Genomic DNA, 20,248 nt, shown 5'->3' with positions numbered 1-20,248 from the left:
AGGGATGCGGGGCTTGGGGGATGACGACGCCCGGAACGCGGAAACGGTAGCACAGCGTCTCCTCACTCCAACCCCTGACCCGCGGTACGCGAGTGGGGTGGAATTGTGAAGGGATACCGGAGGATTACAGAGGAGACAGGCGCGTCGAGGCGGTTGATGGTTGGGAATACGGCCGATAGGATGGGGCGGCTGATGTCATGCTGCCTTCCGGTGGCAGTACGTTCCCTCCCCCCACGGAGCGCCCGGACTTGAACCGCCCCACGCTGCTGCTTGCGCTGAGCCTGATGTGGCCCGCGCTGGCCCTCGCCCAGAACCAGGAAGGCATGGGCCTCGATCTGACCGAGGACGCCCAGGCCAAACCTCCCGCAGAGAACCCCGCGCCGCCGCCGGACGACGAAGCCCGCCCCGCGTCGCCGCCTGCCGCCACGACGGTGAAGGAGATACCGCCCGAGGCGCTGATGCCGCTCACGGACATCACCCAGGATGACCGGGTGAAGAGCGTGCAGCGCAAGGTGTACCTGAAGAAGCACCGGTTCGAGCTCACGCCGCTCGTGAGCATCTCCGTGAACGACCCCTTCTATTCGAAGGTGGGCGGTTCGCTGCGGGGCGCCTGGTACCTGGCGGACACGCTGGCCATCTCCGCGCGCGGGTCGCTGATGCAGGTGGTGCCGTCGGATGATGTCCGCACGGCGAAGCGCACCTTCAACAGCAAGATCTACAACTCCGTGCCGCAGTGGTCCGCGATGGGCGACATCGAGTGGGCGCCGCTCTACGGCAAGGTGTCGTTCCTCAACTCCATCCTCCACTTCGACGGCTACCTGCTGGGCGGACTGGGCGTGGTGAAGACGGAGACCTCCGCGCTGCCTGATCGCGGCCTCAACCCGGCCGCGGACCTGGGCCTGGGCATGCGGTTCGTCACCAAGGACTACCTGGCCGTCAACGTGGCCCTCATCAACACCTCCTATGTGGATCAGCCCCTGGGCAGCAGCAAGGGCGCCATCCAGAACGTCATGACCCTCAACGCGGGCATCTCCATCTTCCTGCCGCTGCACTCGACGGGGAGGGATTCCGAATGAAGCCCGCCGTCCGCCTGCTCCTGACACTGTGCGCGGGTGTGCCCGCGCTCGCCAGCGCCGCCGACCCGGCGCCCGCGCCGGCCGCGGCCGGCCCCGCCACCCCGGCTCCGGCGCCCGCTCCGAAGACCGCCGCCAATTCGCAGCCGCCGAACACCTCCCAGGAGGAGGAAGCCGGCGACGTGTCCGAGGTCGACAAGGACGCCCTGGGGCCCCTTCGCGAGCGCATCCGGCCGGTGTCCGGCCACATGTTCCTCAAGAAGGGCCGGTTCGAAATCAGCCCCTCCGCGTCCGTCACCATCCGCGACGCGTTCTACAAGAAGTACGTCTTTGGCGGCACCGTGACGTACTTCCCCATGGAGACGCTGGGCGTGGGCCTGCGCGCTGGCTACGCGCTGAACAGCGTGGCGGGCTCCGCGCAGATCTGCACCTTCACCGAAGGCGAGGCGGGCGACACCCGCGGCTGCCGCGCGCCCACCCGCGCTGAGCTGGACGGGCGGGCCCCGGGCCAGCTCACGCTGATGGGCGGCCTGGACGTCCAGTGGGCGCCCATCTACGGAAAGCTGTCCCTGCTGGCGGAGAAGTTCGTCCACTTCGACATGTACGGCGTCGTTGGCGCGTCGGTCATCCAGTACAAGGGCCCGGCGACGTCGCTCGTGGACGGGACCCCGGTCGCGGGCAGCAAGGCGTACCTCACGGGCGGCGGCAACGTGGGCGTGGGCCTGCGCTTCTTCTTCAACCGCTGGATGACGCTGCGCACGGAGCTGCGCGACCTCATCTACGTGGAGAAGGGCCGGGAGCCGACGCCCAACTATCTCCGCAACCAGATCCTGTTCGAGCTGGGCCTGTCCTTCTTCTTCCCCTCCGGTTCCTAAGCATGATGCGCACCCACCGGTTCCTCCGCCTCGCCGTCCTCGGGCTCTCGCTCGCGTACACGGCCCCCACGCTGGCGCAGTCCTTCGAAGGACTGGACCTCTCGGGGCAGTCCAAGAAGAAGAAGAAGGGTTCGTCCTCGGCCAAGAAGAAGACCTCCACCAAGCGCGGCAAGGGCAAGACGGCCGCGCCGGCGGAGGACACCGAGGGCAACGCCTCCTCCAGCACCGCGGCCCCCGCGGGCAACCCCGCCACGCCGCCCAGCGCCGTCACCCCTTCTCCCGTGTCGGGCACTCCCGCGGCGAAGTCCTCGCCCGCGTCGAAGCCCGCTCCCCAGGGCAGCCCGGGCCTGGGCCTGGACCTCACGGGCGACAACGACAAGCCGCCCGCGCCCACGATGACGTTCGACGCGGTGGACGTGTCCGGCAAGACGGCGGACCGCCAGCGCCTGGACGCGGCCATCTCGCTGTTCAAGAACGACGAGTACGAGAAGGCCGCCATGGCCTCGCACGAGCTCCTGGGGGACGCGAAGCTCCAGGGCCTGCACGTCGAGGCGCGCTACGTGCTGGCCAAGGCGCTCTACCGCATGGGGCTGTACCACTCGTCGCTGGGCGAGTTCTCGAAGATCCTCGCGGCGGGCCCGTCCACGAAGTTCTTCAAGTCGAGCCTGGAGTGGCTGTTCTTCATCAGCCGCAAGACGCAGAACGAGACGGTCATCCTGGATGAGATCGCCCGGTACGCGAACTACGAGTTCCCGGAGAAGTTCCGCAACGAGTTCCGCTACCTGCTGGCGCGCTACCACTTCGTGCGTGGCCGCGCGCTGGACCAGGTGGGCCAGATGGACAACGCGGACAAGTCCTTCGAGGAAGTGAAGCGCCTGGCGCTGACCATCCCGCGCACGGATGTGTTCTACCCGCGCGCGAAGTACCTGGAGGGCCTGGCCTTCTTCCGCAACGGCACGCGCAACAAGGACGCGGCGCTCAAGCGCGGCAACACGGACGTGCTGGCGTCGGTGGAGGCGATGAAGGAGGTGGTGCGCCTCACCCGTCCCATGGTGGGCCGCACCGGCGAGCAGGCGAAGCTGGACAAGTCGCTGCGCGAGCTGGCCTTCATGCAGCTGGCGCGCACGCACTACGGCATGCAGCAGAACCGCTTCTCCATCTTCTATCTGAACAAGGTGGAGCGCGGGAACACGCAGTGGCTGGAGGCCCTCTTCGAGTCCTCCTGGGCCAACTACCGCATCGGCCAGTACGAGCAGGCGCTGGGCAACCTCATCACCCTGTCGTCGCCCTTCTTCCGCGAGGAGTACTTCCCGGAGGCGCTCATCCTCAAGGCGGTCATCTATTACGAGAACTGCCGCTACCGGGAGTCCAACCTCATCCTCCAGGACTTCGAGCGCACCTACCTGCCCGTGCACGACGAGCTGGACGCGCTCGTGAAGAAGAACATGGACGCGAGCGAGTACTACACGGTGCTCGCCGAGGTGCAGAAGAAGAACAAGGACGGCCTGGAGAAGAACGGCACGGACGTGCTGCTGGAGCGCATCCTGCGGCTGGCCCTCACGGACCAGGACCTGAAGAAGACCAACGACTCCATCCTGGAGCTCGAAGGCGAGATGGACCTGTTCTCCAACAAGGGCGACACGTTCAAGTACTCGGAGCTGACCAAGCAGCTGCTGGAGGGCCTGAAGGTCCAGCGCACCAGCCTCATCGCCAAGGCCGGCATCATGGCCAAGGGCAAGCTGGAGACGGAGCTGGGCGCGCTCAAGCTGCTGCTCGCCAACGGCCTGCGCATCAAGTTCGAGACGACCACCAAGGAGAAGGAGTTCCTGGAGGAGCAGCTCAAGGCGGGCGGCCGCACGGCCATCGTCAAGAAGTACAAGTACTCCGTGGCGGTGCAGGACGACCAGCTCTACTGGCCGTACGAGGGCGAGTACTGGCGCGACGAGCTGGGCACGTACCAGTACACCCTGACCAAGGGCTGCATCGAGCGCGACACGGCCAACCGCAACATCCAGTCCGCGGAGGCGATGTAGACGCCTTCGGCTGACAGTGGGATTCTTCCCGGCCCGCCGGAGCGCCCTGCACGTGCGCTCCGGCGGTTTTGTCTTTTTCAACGGTCCTTCAGGACGAGGGGAGTTCGAGGGTGGCTCGGGAGGCGTCGCTGCGGGTGGTGTTCGGCATCGCCGTCCTGGATCTCATCGGGTTCGGCATCCTGATTCCCCAGCTGGGGGTGTACGGCGTGCGCTTTGGCGCGTCGCCGTTCGCGGTGGGGCTGCTCGTCGCGGTGTATTCGCTGATGCAGCTGGTGGCGGCGCCGGTGATGGGGCGGCTGTCGGACCGGTTCGGCCGGCGGCCGGTGCTGCTGGTGTCCCAGGTGGGGTCGCTCCTGGGCTACGTGCTGTTCGCCTTCGCGCACACGCTGCCGCTGCTGTTCCTGTCGCGCGTCATCGACGGCGTGTCCGGGGGCAACGTGTCCACGGCGCAGGCGGTGGTGGCGGACATCACGAAGCCGCACGAGCGCGCGCGGGGCATGGGCATCATCGGCGCGGCGTTCGGCCTGGGCTTCGTGCTGGGGCCGGCGCTGGGCGGCATCCTGGGGGCGTGGGGCGGCAACCTCGCCATCGGGCTGTTCGCGGCGGGGCTGTCCGCGCTCAACCTGCTCAACACCTGGTTCTTCCTCCCGGAGACGCGCCACGCCGGGTCGCCGTCCGCCACCGTGCGCTCCATGAAGGGCGCCACGGCCGTGATGACGCTGCCCGTCGTGGGCCGGTGCGTGGTGCTGGTGCTGCTCTACACGGTGGCCTTCGCGCAGATGGAGGGCACCTTCTCCGTGTACCTCTTGACGCGCTTCCTGTCGTCCGGGCCGGTGCCGCTGGAGGGCGGGTGGCTGGTGCACGCGGCGCTGCCGGACGCGGCCACCCTCAGGGAGGCCAGCCTGCGCTCCGGGGCGCTCTTCGCGGTGGTGGGGGTGCTGTCCGCGCTGGTGCAGGGCGGGCTGGTGCGCCGCCTGGTGGCGCCCGCGCACGGGCCGTCCGACGGGGCGGGGGGGAGGGGAGGGCGGGAGGCCCCGGTGGCCGTGGTGGGGTTCGGCCTGACGGCGGCGGGGCTGGCGCTCCTGCCGGTGGCCCCGTCGTACGGGTGGCTGTTCCCGGTGATGGGGCTGCTGGCGGTGGGGTCCGCGCTCGTCACGCCGTGCCTGTCCGCGCTGGTGTCCCTGCACGCGCCCTCCGAGCGCCAGGGGGCGGTGCTGGGCGCGTACCAGGCGAGCGGGTCGCTGGGCCGCATCGTCGGGCCGGCGCTGGGCGGGCTGCTCTTCACCCGGCTGGGCCCGGCGGCCCCCTACGGGACGGGCGCGGTGTTGGTGGCGTTGGGTGGACTTTTGGCACTGTCACTGGTCACTCAGGTGAGAATGTCGGGAGCGGGCGCGGAACAAAGCTCATAGGATGGGGACCATGGTGGGCAAGCCGCAGCACATCACCATCGCGTTCGACGTGATGGGGAGCGATCACGGCCCGGTTGAGGTGGTGCGAGGCGCCGCCCAGCTTTCGCTGGAGTCTCCGCACATCCACGCGTTGCTCGTGGGGGACCGGCCGGTCATCGACGAGGCCCTGGCGGGCATCAAGCACAACGGGGAGCGCATCTCCGTGCACCACGCGGGCGACTACGTGGGCATGGACGAGAAGCCCGGCGAGGCGCTGGCGCGCAAACCCGAGTCCTCCGTGGCGGTGGCCGCCCGGCTGGTGGCCGAGGGAGAGGCGCACGCGCTGGTGTCCGCGGGCAACACGGGCGCGGGCGTGCTCGCGTGCAAGCGCCACTTCCAGCTGATTCCCGGCGTGCGCCGCGCGGCGCTGGCCACGGTGTACCCGACGCGGGGCGTGCGCGGCGCGAAGCAGGATCCGTTCAGCCTCATCCTCGACGTGGGCGCCACGGTGGAGGCCACCGCGGAGGACCTGGTGGCGTTCGCCGTGATGGGCAGCGCCTATGCGCGCATCATCTCCCGCAACGAGCGGCCCAAGGTGGCGCTGCTGTCCAACGGCGTCGAGCCGCAGAAGGGCCCCCCGCGCGTGGTGGAGGCGCACCAGCGGCTGTCCCAGATGTCGGGGCTCAACTTCACGGGGAACGTGGAGGGCATCGACATTCCGCGCGGCACGGTGGACGTCATCGTGACGGACGGCTTCGTGGGCAACGTGTGCCTGAAGATGCTGGAGGGCGTGCACGACACGGTGATGGAGCTGGCCCAGTACGCCTACAAGGAGAGCCTGCGCTGGCGGGCGGGCCTGGCCATGCTGTCGAGTGGCATCGACCGGCTCAAGGACATCACGGACTGGGAGCAGTACGGCGGCGCGCCCATCCTCGGGTTCGACCGCATCTTCATCAAGGCGCACGGCCGCTCCAAGGCGCGCGCCATCGCGAACGCGGGCAAGGTGGCGGCGAAGGCGGTGGCGAACGAGCTGGGCACCGCCATCCAGGAGGGTCTCGCGCGGTGAGCCTGCCGGACCGCATCGACCCGCGTCCCCCCCGCCGCATCTACCGGTGGGACCTGGACAAGACGTACCTCCAGACGGACTTCGAGTCGCTGCGCGACCTGTTCCGCACCGCCTTCCAGAAGGCCCATGAGAAGGTCGCCGTGCCGGGGGCGTCCGCGCTCATCCGCGAGCTGGCCGAGCAGGGCGACTCGCGGCTGTGCATCGTGTCCGGCAGCCCCAAGCAGATGCGCGCGGTGCTGGAGGAGAAGCTCAAGCTGGACGGCGTCCAGTGGGATGAGTTCGTCCTCAAGGACAACGTGGGCAACCTGCTGCGCGGGCGCTTCCGGGCGCTCCGGGGGCAGGTGGGCTACAAGCTGCCGGCCATCCTGGAGAGCCGCGTCAACGCGCCGGTGGAGGCCGAGGAGGTCCTCTTCGGGGACGACGCGGAGGCGGACGCGTTCATCTATTCGCTCTACGCGGACCTCATCGCGGGCCGCGTGGACGAGCGCGTGCTGTCGCAGGTGCTGGAGGCGGGCGGGGTGTACCCGGACGACGCCGCGCGGGTGCAGGAGGCGTGGAAGAAGATCCCCATCGCGGACCCGGTGCGGCGCATCTTCATCCACCTGGACCGGCTGACCCCGCCCGCGCACTTCACGCCCTATGGCCCGCGCGTGGTGCCCATCTTCAACTACTTCCAGGCGGCGCTGGTGCTGCTGGCGGACGGCCACCTCACGGCGCCGCAGGTGCTGAAGATCGCCGTGGAGATGGTGCAGACGGCGGGGCACAACATCATCACGCTGTCGAACTCGTTCCAGGACCTGCTCCGGCGCGGGCTGCCGCTGCAGCAGGCGGCCATCGCGCTGTCCCAGGCGATGGAGGGGCCCAACGCGCTGCTCAAGGCCATGCGCCCCATGCCGGACATCCTGGCCGCGTTCAGCAAGCGCCTGGCCGCGCTGGGCACCCAGCCCCCCCCGCCGCGCGTCCAGGCGGTGGACTACGTGTCGCTCATCTCCCACGCGCTGCCTCGGACCCACAAGGGCCGCACCCTGAAGCCGCCGACGTCCTGAAGGACGCCGGGCGCAGGGGGCCGGGTGCCTGCCCGCCTGGGGGGCGTCCCGTCGGCCGGGGCCTCTGGATGGCGGGCCCCTGGCCGGCATGTGCGTGGGCGGGGTGTTATCCAATGGAAGCGCCTTCGATGGGCAGCGGGGCGTTTTTCCGGAGCCTGGGACGTTCCAGGCGCCCGGCGGGCGGGCGGGGGGCCCTGGCGGACCCCGGATGTCCCTGAAGAATGTCCTTAAGCGCGACCCCCATGGGTGGGAGGATGCGTGCTAGACGGCTGTCCCTTCCGAGGCGAATGACGCGAGACCCGACCCATCCCCCGCCCCCTGGCGGAACGCTGCCAGCCGCGCCCGGAGACGACGCGCGCGGAAAGGCCTCCTTCGAGGCGGCAGCGGCGGAGGGCCCCGGAGCCGCGCACGAGGTTCTTTCCATGTCTTCCCCCCTGGACCTGACGGGCCAGGAGGAGCGCACCGCGACCCCTGCGTCGGCGGACTCCTCCGAGCGCCCCAGCGAACACGAAACCCCTTCCCGGGCCCTCGAGGCCCCTTCCGAGCCCTCCTACTCCGCGGATGCGGGGGACGACGACGGGTTCGACGACGATGACGACACCGAGGACGCTGGCCCGGCCGAGCCCGAGGTGAGCGATGAAATCCAGCGCGCCACCGAAGCCCTGAAGGCCGCCGAGGCCGAGGATGCCCAGGCCGCCGCCGAGGCGGGGGAGGAGGCCGAGGAGCCCGAGGCCGTCATCCTGGAGCCGGAGCCGGAGCCCGCCGCGAACGAGCCGGAGCTGCAGGCGCCCACCACCACGCGCACGGGCGAGCCTGCGGAGATCGACCCGGACGAGATGGATCCGGACGCGCTCAAGGTCGTCCTGCGGCTGCACCAGCACGGGCACCAGGCGTACCTGGTGGGCGGCTGTGTGCGCGACCTGCTCCTGGGGCGCAAGCCAAAGGACTTCGACGTGGCCACCAGCGCCCACCCGGGCGAGGTGCGCGCCATCTTCCGCAACTGCCGCCTCATCGGACGGCGCTTCCGGCTGGCGCACGTCTACTTCAAGGGCGGGAAGATCGTGGAGGTGTCCACCTTCCGCGCCAACCCGACGGAGCTGGAGCCGGCGCCGGGGGCGGACGAGGGGCAGGGCGGCGAAGACCTGCTCATCACCCACGACAACGTCTTCGGCACGGCGCAGCAGGACGCGCGCCGCCGCGACTTCACCATCAACGGCCTGTTCTACGACGCGAGCGAAGGCCGGGTCATCGACTACGTGCGCGGACGGCGCGACCTGGATGAGCGCTTCATCCGGACGATTGGCGACCCGGAGATCCGCATGCGCGAGGACCCGGTGCGCATCCTGCGCGCGGTGCGCTTCGCGGCGAAGCTGGACCTGGACATCGAGTCGCGCACGTACGCGGCGATGGAGGGCGCGGTGGAGGACCTGCCGCGCTGCGCGCCCGCGCGCCTCCTGGAGGAGACCTTCCGCCTCATCCGCGGCGGGGTGTCCGCCCCGGCGCTGAAGCTGCTGGCGGCGCTGGACGCGCTGAAGCTGCTCCTGCCGCCGGTGGACGAGTACCTGCGGGTGCACGGCAAGGAGGGGGAGAAGACCTTCTACGCCTTCGCGCAGGCGCTGGATAAGCGCGTGTCGGCGGGCGAGGTGCTGGACGACGCGATCCTGCTGGCGACGCTGCTGGTGCCCATCAGCCGCGCGCAGCCGCCCGCGGAGGAGTCGCAGGACGAGGGCCGCGCGTCCGTGTCGCGCGTCATCGAGGACCTGCTCGCGGGCTTCGTGGAGGCCGCGAGGCTGCCGCGCCGCATCGCCGAGCGCTGCCGCATGCTGCTCCTGATGCAGCGCACGCTGTCCGGGGAGCGCCGCAAGAAGACGGGCGCCTTCCGCCGCCACCCGCTCTTCAACGAGGCGCTGGCCGTCTTCGCGATGACGGTGGAGGCGACGGGCGAGGGGCGCGAGGCGCTGGACGCGTGGCAGGCCGGAGAGGTGCCGCCGCCGCGCGCCGGGGCCAACGCCGGGGACTCCGAAGGCCCCCGCCGCAAGCGCCGCCGCCGCCGTCGGCGTCGCACCGGCAGTGGGAGCGGCGAGGGCAACGGTTCGGGCGCGGAGCGTCCGGCCTCCTCGGGCTCCGACGCGGGCGAAGGATAGTTCCCACCGGGCCGGAGCGCCTCCGCGCTTCGGCCCGTCGCGCGTCCACCGGAGGCCACGCGCGAGACAAGGAGCTCGGGCCGGATGCGTTCGTCCATCCGCGGCCACGCGAGCCGCGTGACGCCGGTCCCCGCGCCTACCGCTTCGGCTTCTCCACGGGTCGCTCGGAGCGGTGGTGGTCGTCATCCGAGGCCTCCGCCCCGGCGATGTCCGCCATGGTGATGGCCTTGCTTCCGAAGCGCGCGGCGATGCGGTCCATCGCCTCGTTCAGCTTCGATGACTTGGGCGCCGCCGCGGGGAACAACCCCAGCTGTGCTTCGTCCTCGTCCAACTGCACGCTCACGCCCGTGAGCCGCAGCGCCTTGCCCTCGTGCGCGCGCTCCAGCAGCTCCAGCGCCGCGCGGTAGAGCAGCTGACCGTCGTCCGTGGCCTCGCGCAGCGTGGTCCGCCGGGTGATGAGCGTGAAGTCCGCGAACTTCAACTTGAGCTGCACCACGCGGCCCTTCAGGGACGCCCGCCGCAGCCGCCTCGCCACCCGCAGCGCCTGCGCGTGCACGTGCGGCTTCAGCGCCTCCAGCCCCGTCAGGTCCTCCTCGAACGTGTCCTCCGCGCCCACGCTCTTGGCCGCCCGGTCCGGCACCACGTCCCGCGCGTCGATGCCGTGCGACAGCTCCCACAGGTGCTTGCCGCTGCTCGCGCCGAAGCGCTCCTCCAGCCAGGACAGCTCCCGCTCGGCCACGTCCCCGATGCTGTTGAGCCCCGCGCGCTTCATCGCCTCTTCCGTCTTGGGCCCCACCCCCCACAGCCGGGACACCGGCAGCCCCGCCAGGAAGGCCACCGTCTCCTCCGGCCGCACCTCGCGCTGGCCGTTGGGCTTCGCCAGGTCGGAGGCGATCTTCGCCACGAACTTCGCCGTCGCGATGCCCGCGGACGCCGGAAGGTTCAGCTCGTGGGCGATCTCCTTGCGGATCCGCTTCGCGATGTCCGCCGCCGCGCCGAACAGCCCCACCGACGCCGTGACGTCCAGGAACGCCTCGTCCAGGGACAGGGGCTCGATGAGCGGCGTGTACCGCTCGAAGATGGCGAAGACCTGCTCGCTCGCTTCGGCGTAGGCGGAGAAGCGCGGCTTCACGACGATGGCGTGCGGGGCCTGCTTCACCGCCCGGGCCATGGGCATCGCGCTTCTCACCCCGAAGGGGCGCACCTCGTAGGACGCGGCCACCACCACGCCGCGCTGCGCATGCCCGCCGACGATGACCGGCTTGCCCCTCAGGGACGGGTTGTCGCGCTGCTCGACGGACGCATAGAAGGCGTCCATGTCCACGTGGAGGATGGCTCGCATGGCGTGAGTCACTCTAGTGGCCCCCTCTGACAGTGCGAGCCATGAAGACCCTTACCGAATACCTCTGGTTCGAGACACAGGCCCGGCGTGAACTGGTGCGCCTCACCGACACCGTGGCCGCCCTGGTGAAGAAGAGCGGCATCCAGGAGGGCATGGTGCTGGTGTCCGCCATGCACATCACCGCGGGCGTCTTCGTCAACGACGACGAGCCCGGCCTCCACGAGGACATCTGGGAGTGGCTCCAGCACCTGGCGCCCTCCGGCCCCGACTACCGCCACCACCGCACCGGCGAGGACAACGGCGACGCGCACCTGAAGTCCATGCTCGTCCACCCTCAGGTGCTGATTCCCGTCACCGCCGGCAAGCTGGACCTGGGCCCCTGGCAGCAGGTGTTCTACGCGGAGTTCGACGGCCAGCGCCGCAAGCGCGTCATCGTCAAGGTGATGGGGGCCTAGGCCGCCCCGTCCGCCACCGGCCACGTCAGGCCATGCCGCCCCAGCTCCGCCACCAGCTCCCCCGGCAGCGGGCTCTCCACCTTCACGGGCGCCTTCGTCACGGGGTGCGGCACGGTGAGCGAGCGGGCGTGCAGGAAGAACCGCCCCAGCTCCGGCGCCTCGCGGCCGCCATAGAGCGCGTCCCCCACCAGCGGGGCGCCCACGCCGGCCAGGTGCGCTCGCACCTGGTGCAGCACGCCGGTGAGGATGCGCACCTCCACGAGGCTGTAGTCCCCGGCCCTCGACAGGACGCGGAAGTGGGACAGCGCTTCGCGGGCATCCTCGGCGCCGTAGGGGGCGGGCTCCACGCGGTCCGGGTGGCGCGGGTGGTGACGCAGGGGCACCTCCACCTCGCCCTCGTCCGCCAGCGGGCCCGTCACCAGCGCCAGGTAGCGCTTGTCCACCTCGCGGCCGCTGAAGGACTCGCGCACGGCGGTCCACGCCTCCCGCGTGCGGGCCGCCGCGACGACGCCGGACGTCTCCACGTCCAGGCGGTGGCAGAGGCCGCCCTCGCGCGGGTCCTGCGAGGCCTGGGCGCACTCGGGGTAGCGCGCCACCAGGGCGTTGGCCACCGTGCCCGTCTCACCCGGGTGCAGGGGGTGCGAGGGCCGGCCCGCGGGCTTGTCCACGAAGAGCAGCGACGCGTCCTCGTGCAGCACGACGAGCGGGAAGTCCGTGTCCGGCACGGCCTCGCGCGGCGCCTCCTCCACCGTCACCGAGACCTTCTGGCCGGCGGTCACGGTGAGGCCCTTCTTCGCGGGGCGGCCATCCACGCGCACCTGGCCCTCCTCGAAGAGGCGCTTCATGCGCGCGCGGGACAGGCCCAGGGCCTCGCCCACGAACAGGTCCACGCGCTGGCCCGCCTTCGCGGCGTCCACGGTGAGGGTGTGCGTTGTCGCGGTGCTCACTCGGAGAGGGCCTCGTAGACTTCCTCGGCCGTCTGGAACCGGTCGTCCGGCTCCTTGCGGATGAGGCGATGGGCCACCCGCGCCAGCTGCGGGTCGCCATGCAGGTTGAGCGCGAGCAGTGGCGGTGCCTCCGTCTCCAGCACCTGGCGCCACAGCTCGTGCGGCGTTTTCGCGTCGAACGGCGGACGCCCGCTCATCAGCTCGTACAGGATGACGCCCAGGCTGTACAGGTCCGCGCGCCCGTCGAGCGGCTCTCCCAGGATCTGCTCCGGGGCCATGTACCGGTAGGTGCCCACCAGCTTGCCGTCCGCGGTGATGCCCGCGTCGTCCGCGAGGAACTTCGCCAGCCCGAAGTCCATCAGCCGCACCTGACGGTCGTCGTCCACCATGATGTTGGACGGCTTCAAGTCGCGGTGCACCAGCCCGTGGCCGTGGATGTACGCCAGCGCCTCGCACACCTGGAGCATCGCGTCCTTCAGCTTGCCCATGCGCTCCGGACGGTTGAGGTCCGCCATGCGGGGCGCGGCGGGGCGCGGCGGGGTCGCGGGCTTGCGCGCGGGCTCACGGCGCGGATCCACCGGCAGGTCGACCGAATCCGAGTCGTCGTCGGCCCCCGCTCCGCTGAAGCTGGCCAGGTCCTCGCTGGGAGCCTCCTCCGCGAACGCATCCAGTCCGAAGGTGCCGTCGTCCTCCAGGACGGCGTCCTCGTCCGAGTCGTCGTCCGGGCCGTCGACGCTGCCGAAGTCGTCGTCCGCGGTGCGGCGGATGGACAGCGGCCCGCGGGACGAAGGCGTGGGCGTGTGCAGGTCGTTGAAGCTCACGTCCAGGTAGTGGCGCAGCGTGAGCCCTTCGATGAGCTCCATGGCCAGGTACGGCTGGCCCGCGTGGACGCCCGCCTCGAAGACCTTCACCACGTTGGGGTGGGCCAGGTCCGCCAGCGTCTCGAATTCGCGCGCGAGCCTCCGGGCCGCGCGGTCGTCCAGCGACGGACCCGTCGACAGGAGCTTCAGCGCGACCTCGTCGTTGCTGCGGCGGTCCAGGGCCCGATAGACGGTCCCGGCCCCGCCACTGCCGAGCGTCTCCAGCACGCGGTAGGGACCAATGGCCTTGGGGGGCATGGGAGCGCGGATCCTACGGAGCACGTCACGTCACGGTCAAACACGCTGAACGGTCCCCGAGCGCCCCTCGCTCCCTGGCTCGGGGGACGTTCACTTTTTCAGGGGGACCGTGGGTGAACTTCATGGTCATGTAAACCTGGAAGTCGCGGCTCGTCCGGACGTCATTCGGGTTCGACGTCGGGCCCCGGGGGCGTTTCACTTTTCCCTCGAACCATGGGAAAGCTCACCAGTCATGCAACTGGGGAAGTACCAGCTGGTGCGGAAGCTCGCCTCCGGGGGCATGGCGGAGGTGTTCCTCGCGAAGGCGGCCGGGCCTCGGGGCTTCGAGAAGACCCTGGTGCTCAAGCGCATCCTGCCCCACCTGGCGGAGGACGAGGCGTTCGTGGAGATGTTCCTGGGCGAGGCGAAGCTGGCCGCCCAGTTGGACCACCCGAACGTGGTGCAGATCTTCGACTTCGGTGAGGCGGACGGCAGCTACTTCCTGGCGATGGAGTACATCGACGGGCCCACGCTGCGCCGGCTCATCAAGCGGTCGGTGGCGCAAGGGGTCCCGCTGCCGTGGGGCGTGTGCGCGAAGATGGTGGCCGCGGCGGCCGAAGGGCTGGCGTTCGCGCACGCACTGAAGGACTCGGAGACGGGGGCCCCGCTGGGGCTGGTCCACCGCGACATCTCTCCGGAGAACGTGCTGGTCTCCCGGCAGGGCGCGGTGAAGGTCGTGGACTTCGGCATCGCGAAGGTGACGGGGCAGGGGCCCCGCACGCAGACGGGCGTGGTGAAGGGCAAGGTGGCGTACATGCCGCCGGAGCAGCTCCAGGCCCGGTCCATGGACGGGCGCGTGGACGTGTACGCGCTGGGGATGGTGCTCTACGAGCTGCTCACCGGCGTGCGCCCCTTCGAGGCGACGACGGATGTGGGGATGATGCAGGCCATCCTCTTCGAACCCTTCGTGCCCGCGGTGGCCCGGAGGTCGGACCTGCCGGAGGCGCTGCAACGCATCCTGGAGCGGGCCCTCGCGAAGGACCGGGACCAGCGGTATCCGGACTGCCGCGCGTTCCAGGCGGACCTGGAGCGCTTCGTGATGTCTCTGGGGGAGCCGGTGGGCGCGTACGAGATCGCCCAGCTGGTGGTGCGGGTGTCCGAGCACGTCCCCGTGGCGCCCACGCCGCCGCTCCCCGTGAGGCAGCCAGGGCGCGGCCCGGAGACCGCGGTGCTGCAGCCCGCGGGCGAGACTCCGGCGGCGCCCGTGGCGATGGAGGCTCCCCTCGAGCCGAGCCAGTCGCGAGCGCTGACCACCCCCGTGTCACCGCGTGAGGGGCACGGCGGACGCGCCGCGCGAAGGTCCGTGGCTGGAGCGGCCCCGCAGGGCGACCAGGGGCCCGTCGCCGCGCCTTCGGCGCCCTCCGAGGGCTCCACGGCTCCACGGCTTCCGCTGTCGTTGCGGCCGACAGTGCCGATGACGCCGGTGGAGGAGCCGCGGGCTTCGTCGGCGCCGACCGTTCCGATGACGCCCTCGGTGTCCGAGCGCGGGCCGCGCTCCAGTCGCCGGGCCCGGCTCGTCGTGGGCGCGGCGTTGGGCCTGCTGGTGTCGGCGGGGGGCTGGCTGCTCCTGGGGCGGAGCGGGAGCGTCGCTCCGGCGCCAGGTGCGCGCGCCGTGGAGGCGACCGGGGCCGACAGTTCGGAGGCTCCCTCCAGGCGCGCCGGGCCGCCGGCGCTCGCGGCCCCGCCAGTCCAGCCTCCGGCCGTGGCCGTGGTGGAACACGTCGACGCGGGGATGCCCCCCGGCGCGCAGGTCTCGGGCGAGGGAGACGGGCCCCCATCCGCGACGGAGGCCTCGCTCATGGCTGGGCGCACGGCCCAGCCCGCCGCGGAGTCCCCGGCCGTGCGGGCTGCCTCGGTGGAGGCGGGGACGCGCGAGCGGGGGAGTCCGGCTCCCGCACGACCGGTGGCGGTCCGCCGGATCGACCGACCCAGGGGACGGGTGGAGTTCCGGATCCGCCCCTACGCGAGCATCTACCTGGATGGGAAGCCGATGGGGCAGACGCCCTTCGCGGCCATCGAGGTCCCGGAAGGGACCCACTGGGTGCGCGTCGTGAACAAGGATCTGGGCAAGGACCTGAGCCAGCGCTTCGAGGTGAAGGCGGGGCAGGACAACATCTTCAAGCTCAACTTGCTGACGGAATGATCGGGAGGGGGGCCCTCCGTGGCCGCGTCCCCACCTCCCGAGCCGGTTCGGTCAGAAGGACAGGTGCACCACCGTGCCCTTGTCGCCGACCGCCCAGACGTTCGTGGGGGAAGGCCCGTCGATGGAGTACAGCAGGTTCCCGCTTCCACCGTCGAAGTCCAGGCTCCAGGCTCCCTCGCTGTAGCGGTAGATGTCCTTCGATGCGGCCACGTACACCACGCTCTTGGAATGGGCGACCACGGAGGTGAACGTGCCCTTGAACGCCCCGCTGCCAGTGATGTTCGGGAGGGGGCGCCAGACGCCATGGTCGCGGGCCAGGATCTGGCCGGTGCTGGTGGTCGCGAAGGCATGGCCTCCATGCAGCACGTGGACGTCCTGGATGATGCCGGTCACGCCCCCATCCGGGTCGAGGGGCTCTTCCTGCCAGCCGCCCGACGCCGGGACATGGCGGAAGGCCCGCGGGAGGTATGACGTCACCCCGCCATCGAATTCGATGGACAGCGGCACCCCGCCCACGGCGACCATCGAGTCCTCGGTTCCGGCGCCTGAGATGGCGCGCAGCTCGCCGACGACCTGATTGATCCGCACCGGGGCCGCCGGCGGCGCCCAGCGCACGACGCTCCCGTCATCCGATACGGCGTAGATCGTGGGTGACTCGCCGTCCACGCCTTCGAAGCCGGTGAGCCCTCGAAGGTTTCCCGTGACGCCCGGAACCTGGGTGATGGTGCAGCCGGTACCGAGCGTCCTCATCGCCAGGGAGCCCGCGGCGCCCGCCAGGAACAGTCGTCCCGTGTGACTGGCCCACAGGGCCTGCCAGGTGCCAGCACAGCTTGTCTGCGCGGCGATCGTGTTGCCCACCACATGGGCCATCCGGCCCCCGTCCCCCACGACCCACGCACGGTCCTGTCCGTAGCCCGCCACCGCATCCCACCGCGCGGTCCCCGCATCGGGCATCTGCCGCCAGCCCGCGTTGCCTGAGCAGAAGGTGTTGTCCACCTGGCCGTCGCAGTCGTTGTCCAACCGGTCGCACACCTCTGGGAGGCCCAAGGCCACGAAGGGGGAGCTCTCATCGCAGTCGCCGGCGGTGAGGCTCGCGCCCGCGATGGGGGGCGAGCAGGCATTGCCCACGAAGGTCCCGCTCTGTCCGTCGCCATCCTCATCCACGAACCAGGCCGGGCCCCGCTCGTAGCTGACGCACTCCGCGTCGAGCTGATCCGCGCGACAGCTCCGGACGCCAGCGCAAGCGGCGCCCTCGACACACGCCGAGCCCACGCCGAACTCCGAATCCTTCGCACCGTCGCAGTTTTCGTCCTTGCCGTCACAGCGGGTCTCCGCCTGGCCTGGATGGACGGTGGGATCCTGATCGTCGCAGTCCGTGCCGCCCTCGGCCGCGGTGACGTAGCCGTCGTTGTCCTGGTCCGTCGCGGACACCACGACGGTCTCACTGCCCACCGCCCCCGGCCTGACCTGGAGCCGCTGGGTCCAATGGCTCACGACTTGGGTTCCACAAGCGCCTTCGTGGGCGGTGGCGAGCAGCTCCAGCGAATCGCCCTGCCTCGGCGAAAGCAGGACGCGAAGCTGGCGCGGAAGCTCCCGGGTCACCCGGGAGGGGCCGGTCAGCTGGAGGGCCCCCAGCGCTTCGTGGGCGGAGTCCCGAAGCAAAAGGTCGATGCAGCCCGGATTGAAGCCACGGGCCTCGATGGCCACCACCACCGCCCTGTCGCAGGTGGCGTCATCCGCCAGCCGCAGGACGTCCTCGCGCGCGCCCAGGTCGCGCCCCCTGCAAAGCCTTTGGAGCCGGACCGCCTCGTCGCCAGGCACCGTGCAGCCCAGGCCCAGCCACACCCCGGCCGCCATCGCGAGCCATGCCTTCATGGCGTCCCTTCCGAAGCCACGCTGCCCTGCCCGAGCACGTACGTGGTGACCGCGCCGGCCGCCGCCGCGATCGCCGCGCCAAAGAGGATGTTCGCGACCAGGGCCTGGGGACGCGCGTCCTCCAGGCTCCTGTTCGCGTCCTGCGTCAGCTCCGCGTCGCGCGCGGCGCGCACGTTGCTTCGGGACTGGAGCCCGAAGTAGCTCCCCACCCCTCCCGCCACCACGCCCGTGCCCAGCAGCACCAGGGCCACGGAGGGGAGCCGGTGGGAAGGTGACCGCCGCGCGTCCGACTTCAGGTCCACGCCGGGTGGCGTTGCCGGCCTGGAGGACTCCGCCGAGGGCGTGAGCACGGAAGGCGCCGCGGCCACCCGCATGGGCGCGTCCTGGGCGCGGGCCTCCTCCTCCGGAGCGGGGGCTGGCGCGCGCGGGGAGGGCGGGACCGGCTCTCCGGGACGCGAGGTCGCCGACCGCGCCAGGGCAGGGCGGGCGCGCTGGAGTTCGCGCCGGACCGCCTCGAAGTCGCCCACCACCTTCGGCGAGACCTTCACCGGCAGCGTCGCCTCGGGGTCCAGCGACAGCCCCTCCCGGAACGACGCCAGGGCCTTCTCTCTCCGGCCCAGGTCCGCCTGCAGCAGCCCTTCATAGACAGCCGACGCGCTCCGCTCGCCCTCCGAGCGCGCCAGGCGCTTCGCCCGGGTCACCGCCGACAGCGCTTGTTCATACTCCAGAGCGTCGTAGAGCCGGGCGACCTCCGCCATCGCATCCTGGAAGGCGCGGGACGACTCCGGGGCCGCCGAAGTCCTGGGCTCCCCCGCCTGCCCCGCGGCCGGGCCCGCTCCGACGAGGCACAGGCTCAGCACCCCGGCCAGCAGCTGGGAGGAGGGAAGGGCATGAGGAGTTTTCATGGAAGCCCACTTTAGCCGCTCTCTTCCCCCCACTGAACCATTCAGCCCCGCCAGATGACCACTCGCCGCAGGAGAGGGACCGAGCGGCCACGCGCCCGTGGACGCGACGCGACGCCGCCGCTAGGGTGCGCGGCTTCATGGATCGCCCCACCGTGTTGCCCACCGCTCTCGAGGTCCAGGTCAAGGCCCGGCCACTCCCGCGCCACGTGGGCATCATCATGGACGGCAACGGTCGCTGGGCGGAGCTTCGCGGCCAGCCTCGCCTGGAGGGGCACCGCGAGGGCAGCGTGAGCGTCCGGGAGGTCACCCGGGCCGCCCGCCGGGTGGGAGTCCAGGCGCTCACCCTCTACGCCTTCTCCTCCCAGAACTGGGCCCGTCCCCCGGAAGAGGTCGCCGGGCTGATGGAGCTGCTGCGCGAGTACCTGGAGTCCGAGCGCGCGGAGATCCTCGACAACGGCATCCGCCTCAACGCCATTGGCGAGGTGGACAAGCTGCCCCGCTACGTGCGCGAGCCCCTGGAGCGCCTGCGGGCCGACTCCGCCCACAACACCGGGATGGTCCTCACCCTGGCGCTCTCCTACGGCGGCCGCGAGGAGCTGCTGCGCGCGGCGCGCGACCTGGCCGAGGCCGCCGCCCGCGGCGAGCTGGACCCCGCGCGCCTGGAGGCGCACGACCTGGAGTCGCGGCTGTGGACCGCCGGGCTGCCGCCGGTGGACCTGATCGTGCGCACCAGCGGCGAGCTTCGGATCTCCAACTTCCTGCTCTGGCAACTGGCGTACGCCGAGCTGTGCTTCACCGACGCCCTGTGGCCTGACTTCCGCACCGAAGAGTTCCTGCGCTGCCTGTCGCAGTACCAGGGCCGCGAGCGGCGCTTCGGGCTGACGTCCGCCCAGGTCAACCGGGACGACACCCCCCAGCGGGCCAAGGCGTGAACGAGAAGAACAAGAACCTCCTCATCCGGGCCGTCACTGGCGTCACCCTGCTGCCGCTGGTGCTCCTGCTGCTGTTCCTGGGCGGGTGGTACAGCGCCGTGCTCCTGGGCGCCGCCGCGGCCGTCTGCACCGGCGAGTACTACCTCATCACCCAGAAGCGGCTGGGCGCCGCCGCCTGGGTGGGAATGGCCGCCGCCTTCCTCATGCCGCTGCTCCCCCTGCGGGACGCCGCGCGCACCGGCGAGACGGCCTTCTGGGTGACGTCCGTCTTCTTCTTCTTCGCGTGGATCTACAACCTGTTCCGGGGCGCGCTCGCGGAGGCCCCCGTCCGCGCCGCCCACCTCGTCACGGGCTTCCTCTACGGCGCCATCGGCCTCACCGCGCTGTCCGCGCTGCGGCTGCTGCCCGGCGAGGGCCTCGCGTGGGTCATCTGCGCGCTGACCATCACCTGGGCCAACGACACGCTCGCCTACTTCGCGGGGCGCTTCCTCGGGAAGCACAAGCTCTACCCCGCGGTCAGCCCCAACAAGACGTGGGAGGGCTTCTTCGGCGGCATGGTCGGCTCGGTGCTGGGCATGTTCATCGCCAAGGTGGGCTTCTTCCCCATCTTCACCGTGTGGGACTGTGTGCTGCTGGGGATCGCCGGCGGCCTGCTGGGACCCGTGGGCGACCTGTGCGAGTCCATGCTCAAGCGCGCCTACGGGGTGAAGGACTCCGGAAAACTCATCCCCGGACATGGCGGCGTGCTCGACCGCATCGACGCGCTGGTGTTCAACGCGCCGCTGGTGTTCGTCTATGTGCAGTTCGTGAGGCACTTGCTGCCGTAAGTGCCCGATTTCGCGCCTGCCCGCCCGCCGCGCGACCTGC

General features: G+C 71.0%; 16 protein-coding genes. 11 read left to right on the top strand and 5 right to left on the bottom strand.

What is annotated here, in order from left to right:
- Positions 1-248: 248 nt before the first annotated feature.
- The 7 genes from FOF48_RS05865 (at position 249) to pcnB (ending at position 9,625) form a co-directional block, all read left to right on the top strand.
- A complete protein-coding gene (locus FOF48_RS05865; RefSeq protein WP_143899247.1) occupies positions 249-1,076 on the top strand; it encodes an outer membrane beta-barrel domain-containing protein in 828 nt (275 codons plus the stop codon).
- Positions 1,073-1,948 (top strand): outer membrane beta-barrel domain-containing protein, encoded by an 876-nt coding sequence (locus FOF48_RS05860; protein WP_143899179.1) that lies wholly within the window; start codon positions 1,073-1,075, stop codon positions 1,946-1,948. Before FOF48_RS05865 ends, FOF48_RS05860 begins: the two co-directional genes overlap by 4 nt.
- A 5-nt stretch (positions 1,949-1,953) precedes the next feature.
- Positions 1,954-3,981 carry an adventurous gliding motility protein GltC gene (gene gltC, locus FOF48_RS05855; protein ID WP_186001807.1) on the top strand — a complete coding sequence of 676 codons (2,028 nt, stop codon included), beginning with the start codon at positions 1,954-1,956 and terminating at the stop codon, positions 3,979-3,981.
- Between the two features lie 110 nt (positions 3,982-4,091).
- The gene (locus FOF48_RS05850) at positions 4,092-5,390 is read left to right on the top strand and encodes an MFS transporter (RefSeq protein ID WP_143899177.1); all 1,299 of its coding nucleotides are present in this window, start codon (positions 4,092-4,094) and stop codon (positions 5,388-5,390) included.
- Positions 5,391-5,400: 10 nt separating this feature from the next.
- Positions 5,401-6,435: a phosphate acyltransferase PlsX gene (gene plsX, locus FOF48_RS05845; protein WP_143899176.1), complete on the top strand. Its 1,035-nt coding sequence runs from the start codon at positions 5,401-5,403 to the stop codon at positions 6,433-6,435.
- Positions 6,432-7,481 (top strand): phosphatase domain-containing protein, encoded by a 1,050-nt coding sequence (locus FOF48_RS05840; RefSeq protein ID WP_143899175.1) that lies wholly within the window; start codon positions 6,432-6,434, stop codon positions 7,479-7,481. Before plsX ends, FOF48_RS05840 begins: the two co-directional genes overlap by 4 nt.
- A 422-nt stretch (positions 7,482-7,903) precedes the next feature.
- Entirely contained in the window at positions 7,904-9,625 is a 1,722-nt protein-coding gene (gene pcnB, locus FOF48_RS05835) for a polynucleotide adenylyltransferase PcnB (RefSeq protein WP_143899174.1), read from the top strand.
- Between the two features lie 136 nt (positions 9,626-9,761).
- Here pcnB and FOF48_RS05830 read toward each other — a convergent pair whose 3' ends face one another.
- The gene (locus tag FOF48_RS05830; protein ID WP_143899173.1) at positions 9,762-10,967 is read right to left on the bottom strand and encodes a DNA polymerase IV; all 1,206 of its coding nucleotides are present in this window, start codon (positions 10,965-10,967) and stop codon (positions 9,762-9,764) included.
- Positions 10,968-11,008: 41 nt separating this feature from the next.
- On the opposite strand from FOF48_RS05830, the gene FOF48_RS05825 reads away from it, so the two are divergent.
- The gene (locus FOF48_RS05825) at positions 11,009-11,422 is read left to right on the top strand and encodes a secondary thiamine-phosphate synthase enzyme YjbQ (RefSeq protein ID WP_143899172.1); all 414 of its coding nucleotides are present in this window, start codon (positions 11,009-11,011) and stop codon (positions 11,420-11,422) included.
- Here FOF48_RS05825 and FOF48_RS05820 read toward each other — a convergent pair.
- Positions 11,419-12,369 carry an RluA family pseudouridine synthase gene (locus FOF48_RS05820; RefSeq protein WP_143899171.1) on the bottom strand — a complete coding sequence of 317 codons (951 nt, stop codon included), beginning with the start codon at positions 12,367-12,369 and terminating at the stop codon, positions 11,419-11,421. The two genes, FOF48_RS05825 and FOF48_RS05820, sit on opposite strands and share 4 nt — an antisense overlap.
- Positions 12,366-13,487: a serine/threonine-protein kinase gene (locus tag FOF48_RS05815; RefSeq protein WP_143899170.1), complete on the bottom strand. Its 1,122-nt coding sequence runs from the start codon at positions 13,485-13,487 to the stop codon at positions 12,366-12,368. The genes FOF48_RS05820 and FOF48_RS05815 overlap by 4 nt, the downstream gene beginning before the upstream one ends.
- 232 nt (positions 13,488-13,719) lie before the next feature.
- Between FOF48_RS05815 and FOF48_RS05810 the strand changes: the two genes are divergently transcribed.
- Complete coding sequence (locus FOF48_RS05810; RefSeq protein ID WP_143899169.1) at positions 13,720-15,669, top strand: protein kinase; 1,950 nt, start codon at positions 13,720-13,722, stop codon at positions 15,667-15,669.
- A 51-nt stretch (positions 15,670-15,720) separates the two neighbouring features.
- Here the strand turns inward: FOF48_RS05810 and FOF48_RS37495 are convergent, their stop codons facing one another.
- Both FOF48_RS37495 and FOF48_RS05800 read right to left on the bottom strand, forming a co-directional pair.
- Entirely contained in the window at positions 15,721-17,544 is a 1,824-nt protein-coding gene (locus FOF48_RS37495) for a putative metal-binding motif-containing protein (RefSeq protein WP_143899168.1), read from the bottom strand.
- Positions 17,541-18,449: a tetratricopeptide repeat protein gene (locus FOF48_RS05800; RefSeq protein ID WP_255441948.1), complete on the bottom strand. Its 909-nt coding sequence runs from the start codon at positions 18,447-18,449 to the stop codon at positions 17,541-17,543. Before FOF48_RS05800 ends, FOF48_RS37495 begins: the two co-directional genes overlap by 4 nt.
- 137 nt (positions 18,450-18,586) lie before the next feature.
- Between FOF48_RS05800 and uppS the strand changes: the two genes are divergently transcribed.
- On the top strand, positions 18,587-19,381 hold the full coding sequence (gene uppS / locus FOF48_RS05795) for a polyprenyl diphosphate synthase (protein ID WP_143899167.1): 795 nt from the start codon (positions 18,587-18,589) through the stop codon (positions 19,379-19,381).
- Positions 19,378-20,208 carry a phosphatidate cytidylyltransferase gene (locus tag FOF48_RS05790; protein WP_143899166.1) on the top strand — a complete coding sequence of 277 codons (831 nt, stop codon included), beginning with the start codon at positions 19,378-19,380 and terminating at the stop codon, positions 20,206-20,208. The genes uppS and FOF48_RS05790 overlap by 4 nt, the downstream gene beginning before the upstream one ends.
- Positions 20,209-20,248: the final 40 nt, after the last annotated feature.

The sequence above is a fragment of the Corallococcus sp. Z5C101001 genome (genome assembly GCF_007352635.1).
GTDB lineage: Bacteria > Myxococcota > Myxococcia > Myxococcales > Myxococcaceae > Corallococcus > Corallococcus silvisoli.
Note: the sequence above shows the minus strand (reverse complement) of the source record. Positions and strands in the feature narration are given on the sequence as shown.

Excerpts from the sequence above, each read along its gene's own strand:
- FOF48_RS05860 (WP_143899179.1), top strand. The coding sequence starts at position 1,073 with ATGAAGCCCGCCGTCCGCCTGCTCCTGACACTGTGCGCGGGTGTGCCC.
- gltC (WP_186001807.1), top strand. The coding sequence starts at position 1,954 with ATGCGCACCCACCGGTTCCTCCGCCTCGCCGTCCTCGGGCTCTCGCTC.
- plsX (WP_143899176.1), top strand. The coding sequence starts at position 5,401 with ATGGTGGGCAAGCCGCAGCACATCACCATCGCGTTCGACGTGATGGGG.
- pcnB (WP_143899174.1), top strand. The coding sequence starts at position 7,904 with ATGTCTTCCCCCCTGGACCTGACGGGCCAGGAGGAGCGCACCGCGACC.
- FOF48_RS05830 (WP_143899173.1), bottom strand. The coding sequence starts at position 10,967 with ATGCGAGCCATCCTCCACGTGGACATGGACGCCTTCTATGCGTCCGTC.
- FOF48_RS05825 (WP_143899172.1), top strand. The coding sequence starts at position 11,009 with ATGAAGACCCTTACCGAATACCTCTGGTTCGAGACACAGGCCCGGCGT.
- FOF48_RS05815 (WP_143899170.1), bottom strand. The coding sequence starts at position 13,487 with ATGCCCCCCAAGGCCATTGGTCCCTACCGCGTGCTGGAGACGCTCGGC.
- FOF48_RS05810 (WP_143899169.1), top strand. The coding sequence starts at position 13,720 with ATGCAACTGGGGAAGTACCAGCTGGTGCGGAAGCTCGCCTCCGGGGGC.
- FOF48_RS37495 (WP_143899168.1), bottom strand. The coding sequence starts at position 17,544 with ATGAAGGCATGGCTCGCGATGGCGGCCGGGGTGTGGCTGGGCCTGGGC.
- FOF48_RS05800 (WP_255441948.1), bottom strand. The coding sequence starts at position 18,449 with ATGAAAACTCCTCATGCCCTTCCCTCCTCCCAGCTGCTGGCCGGGGTG.
- uppS (WP_143899167.1), top strand. The coding sequence starts at position 18,587 with ATGGATCGCCCCACCGTGTTGCCCACCGCTCTCGAGGTCCAGGTCAAG.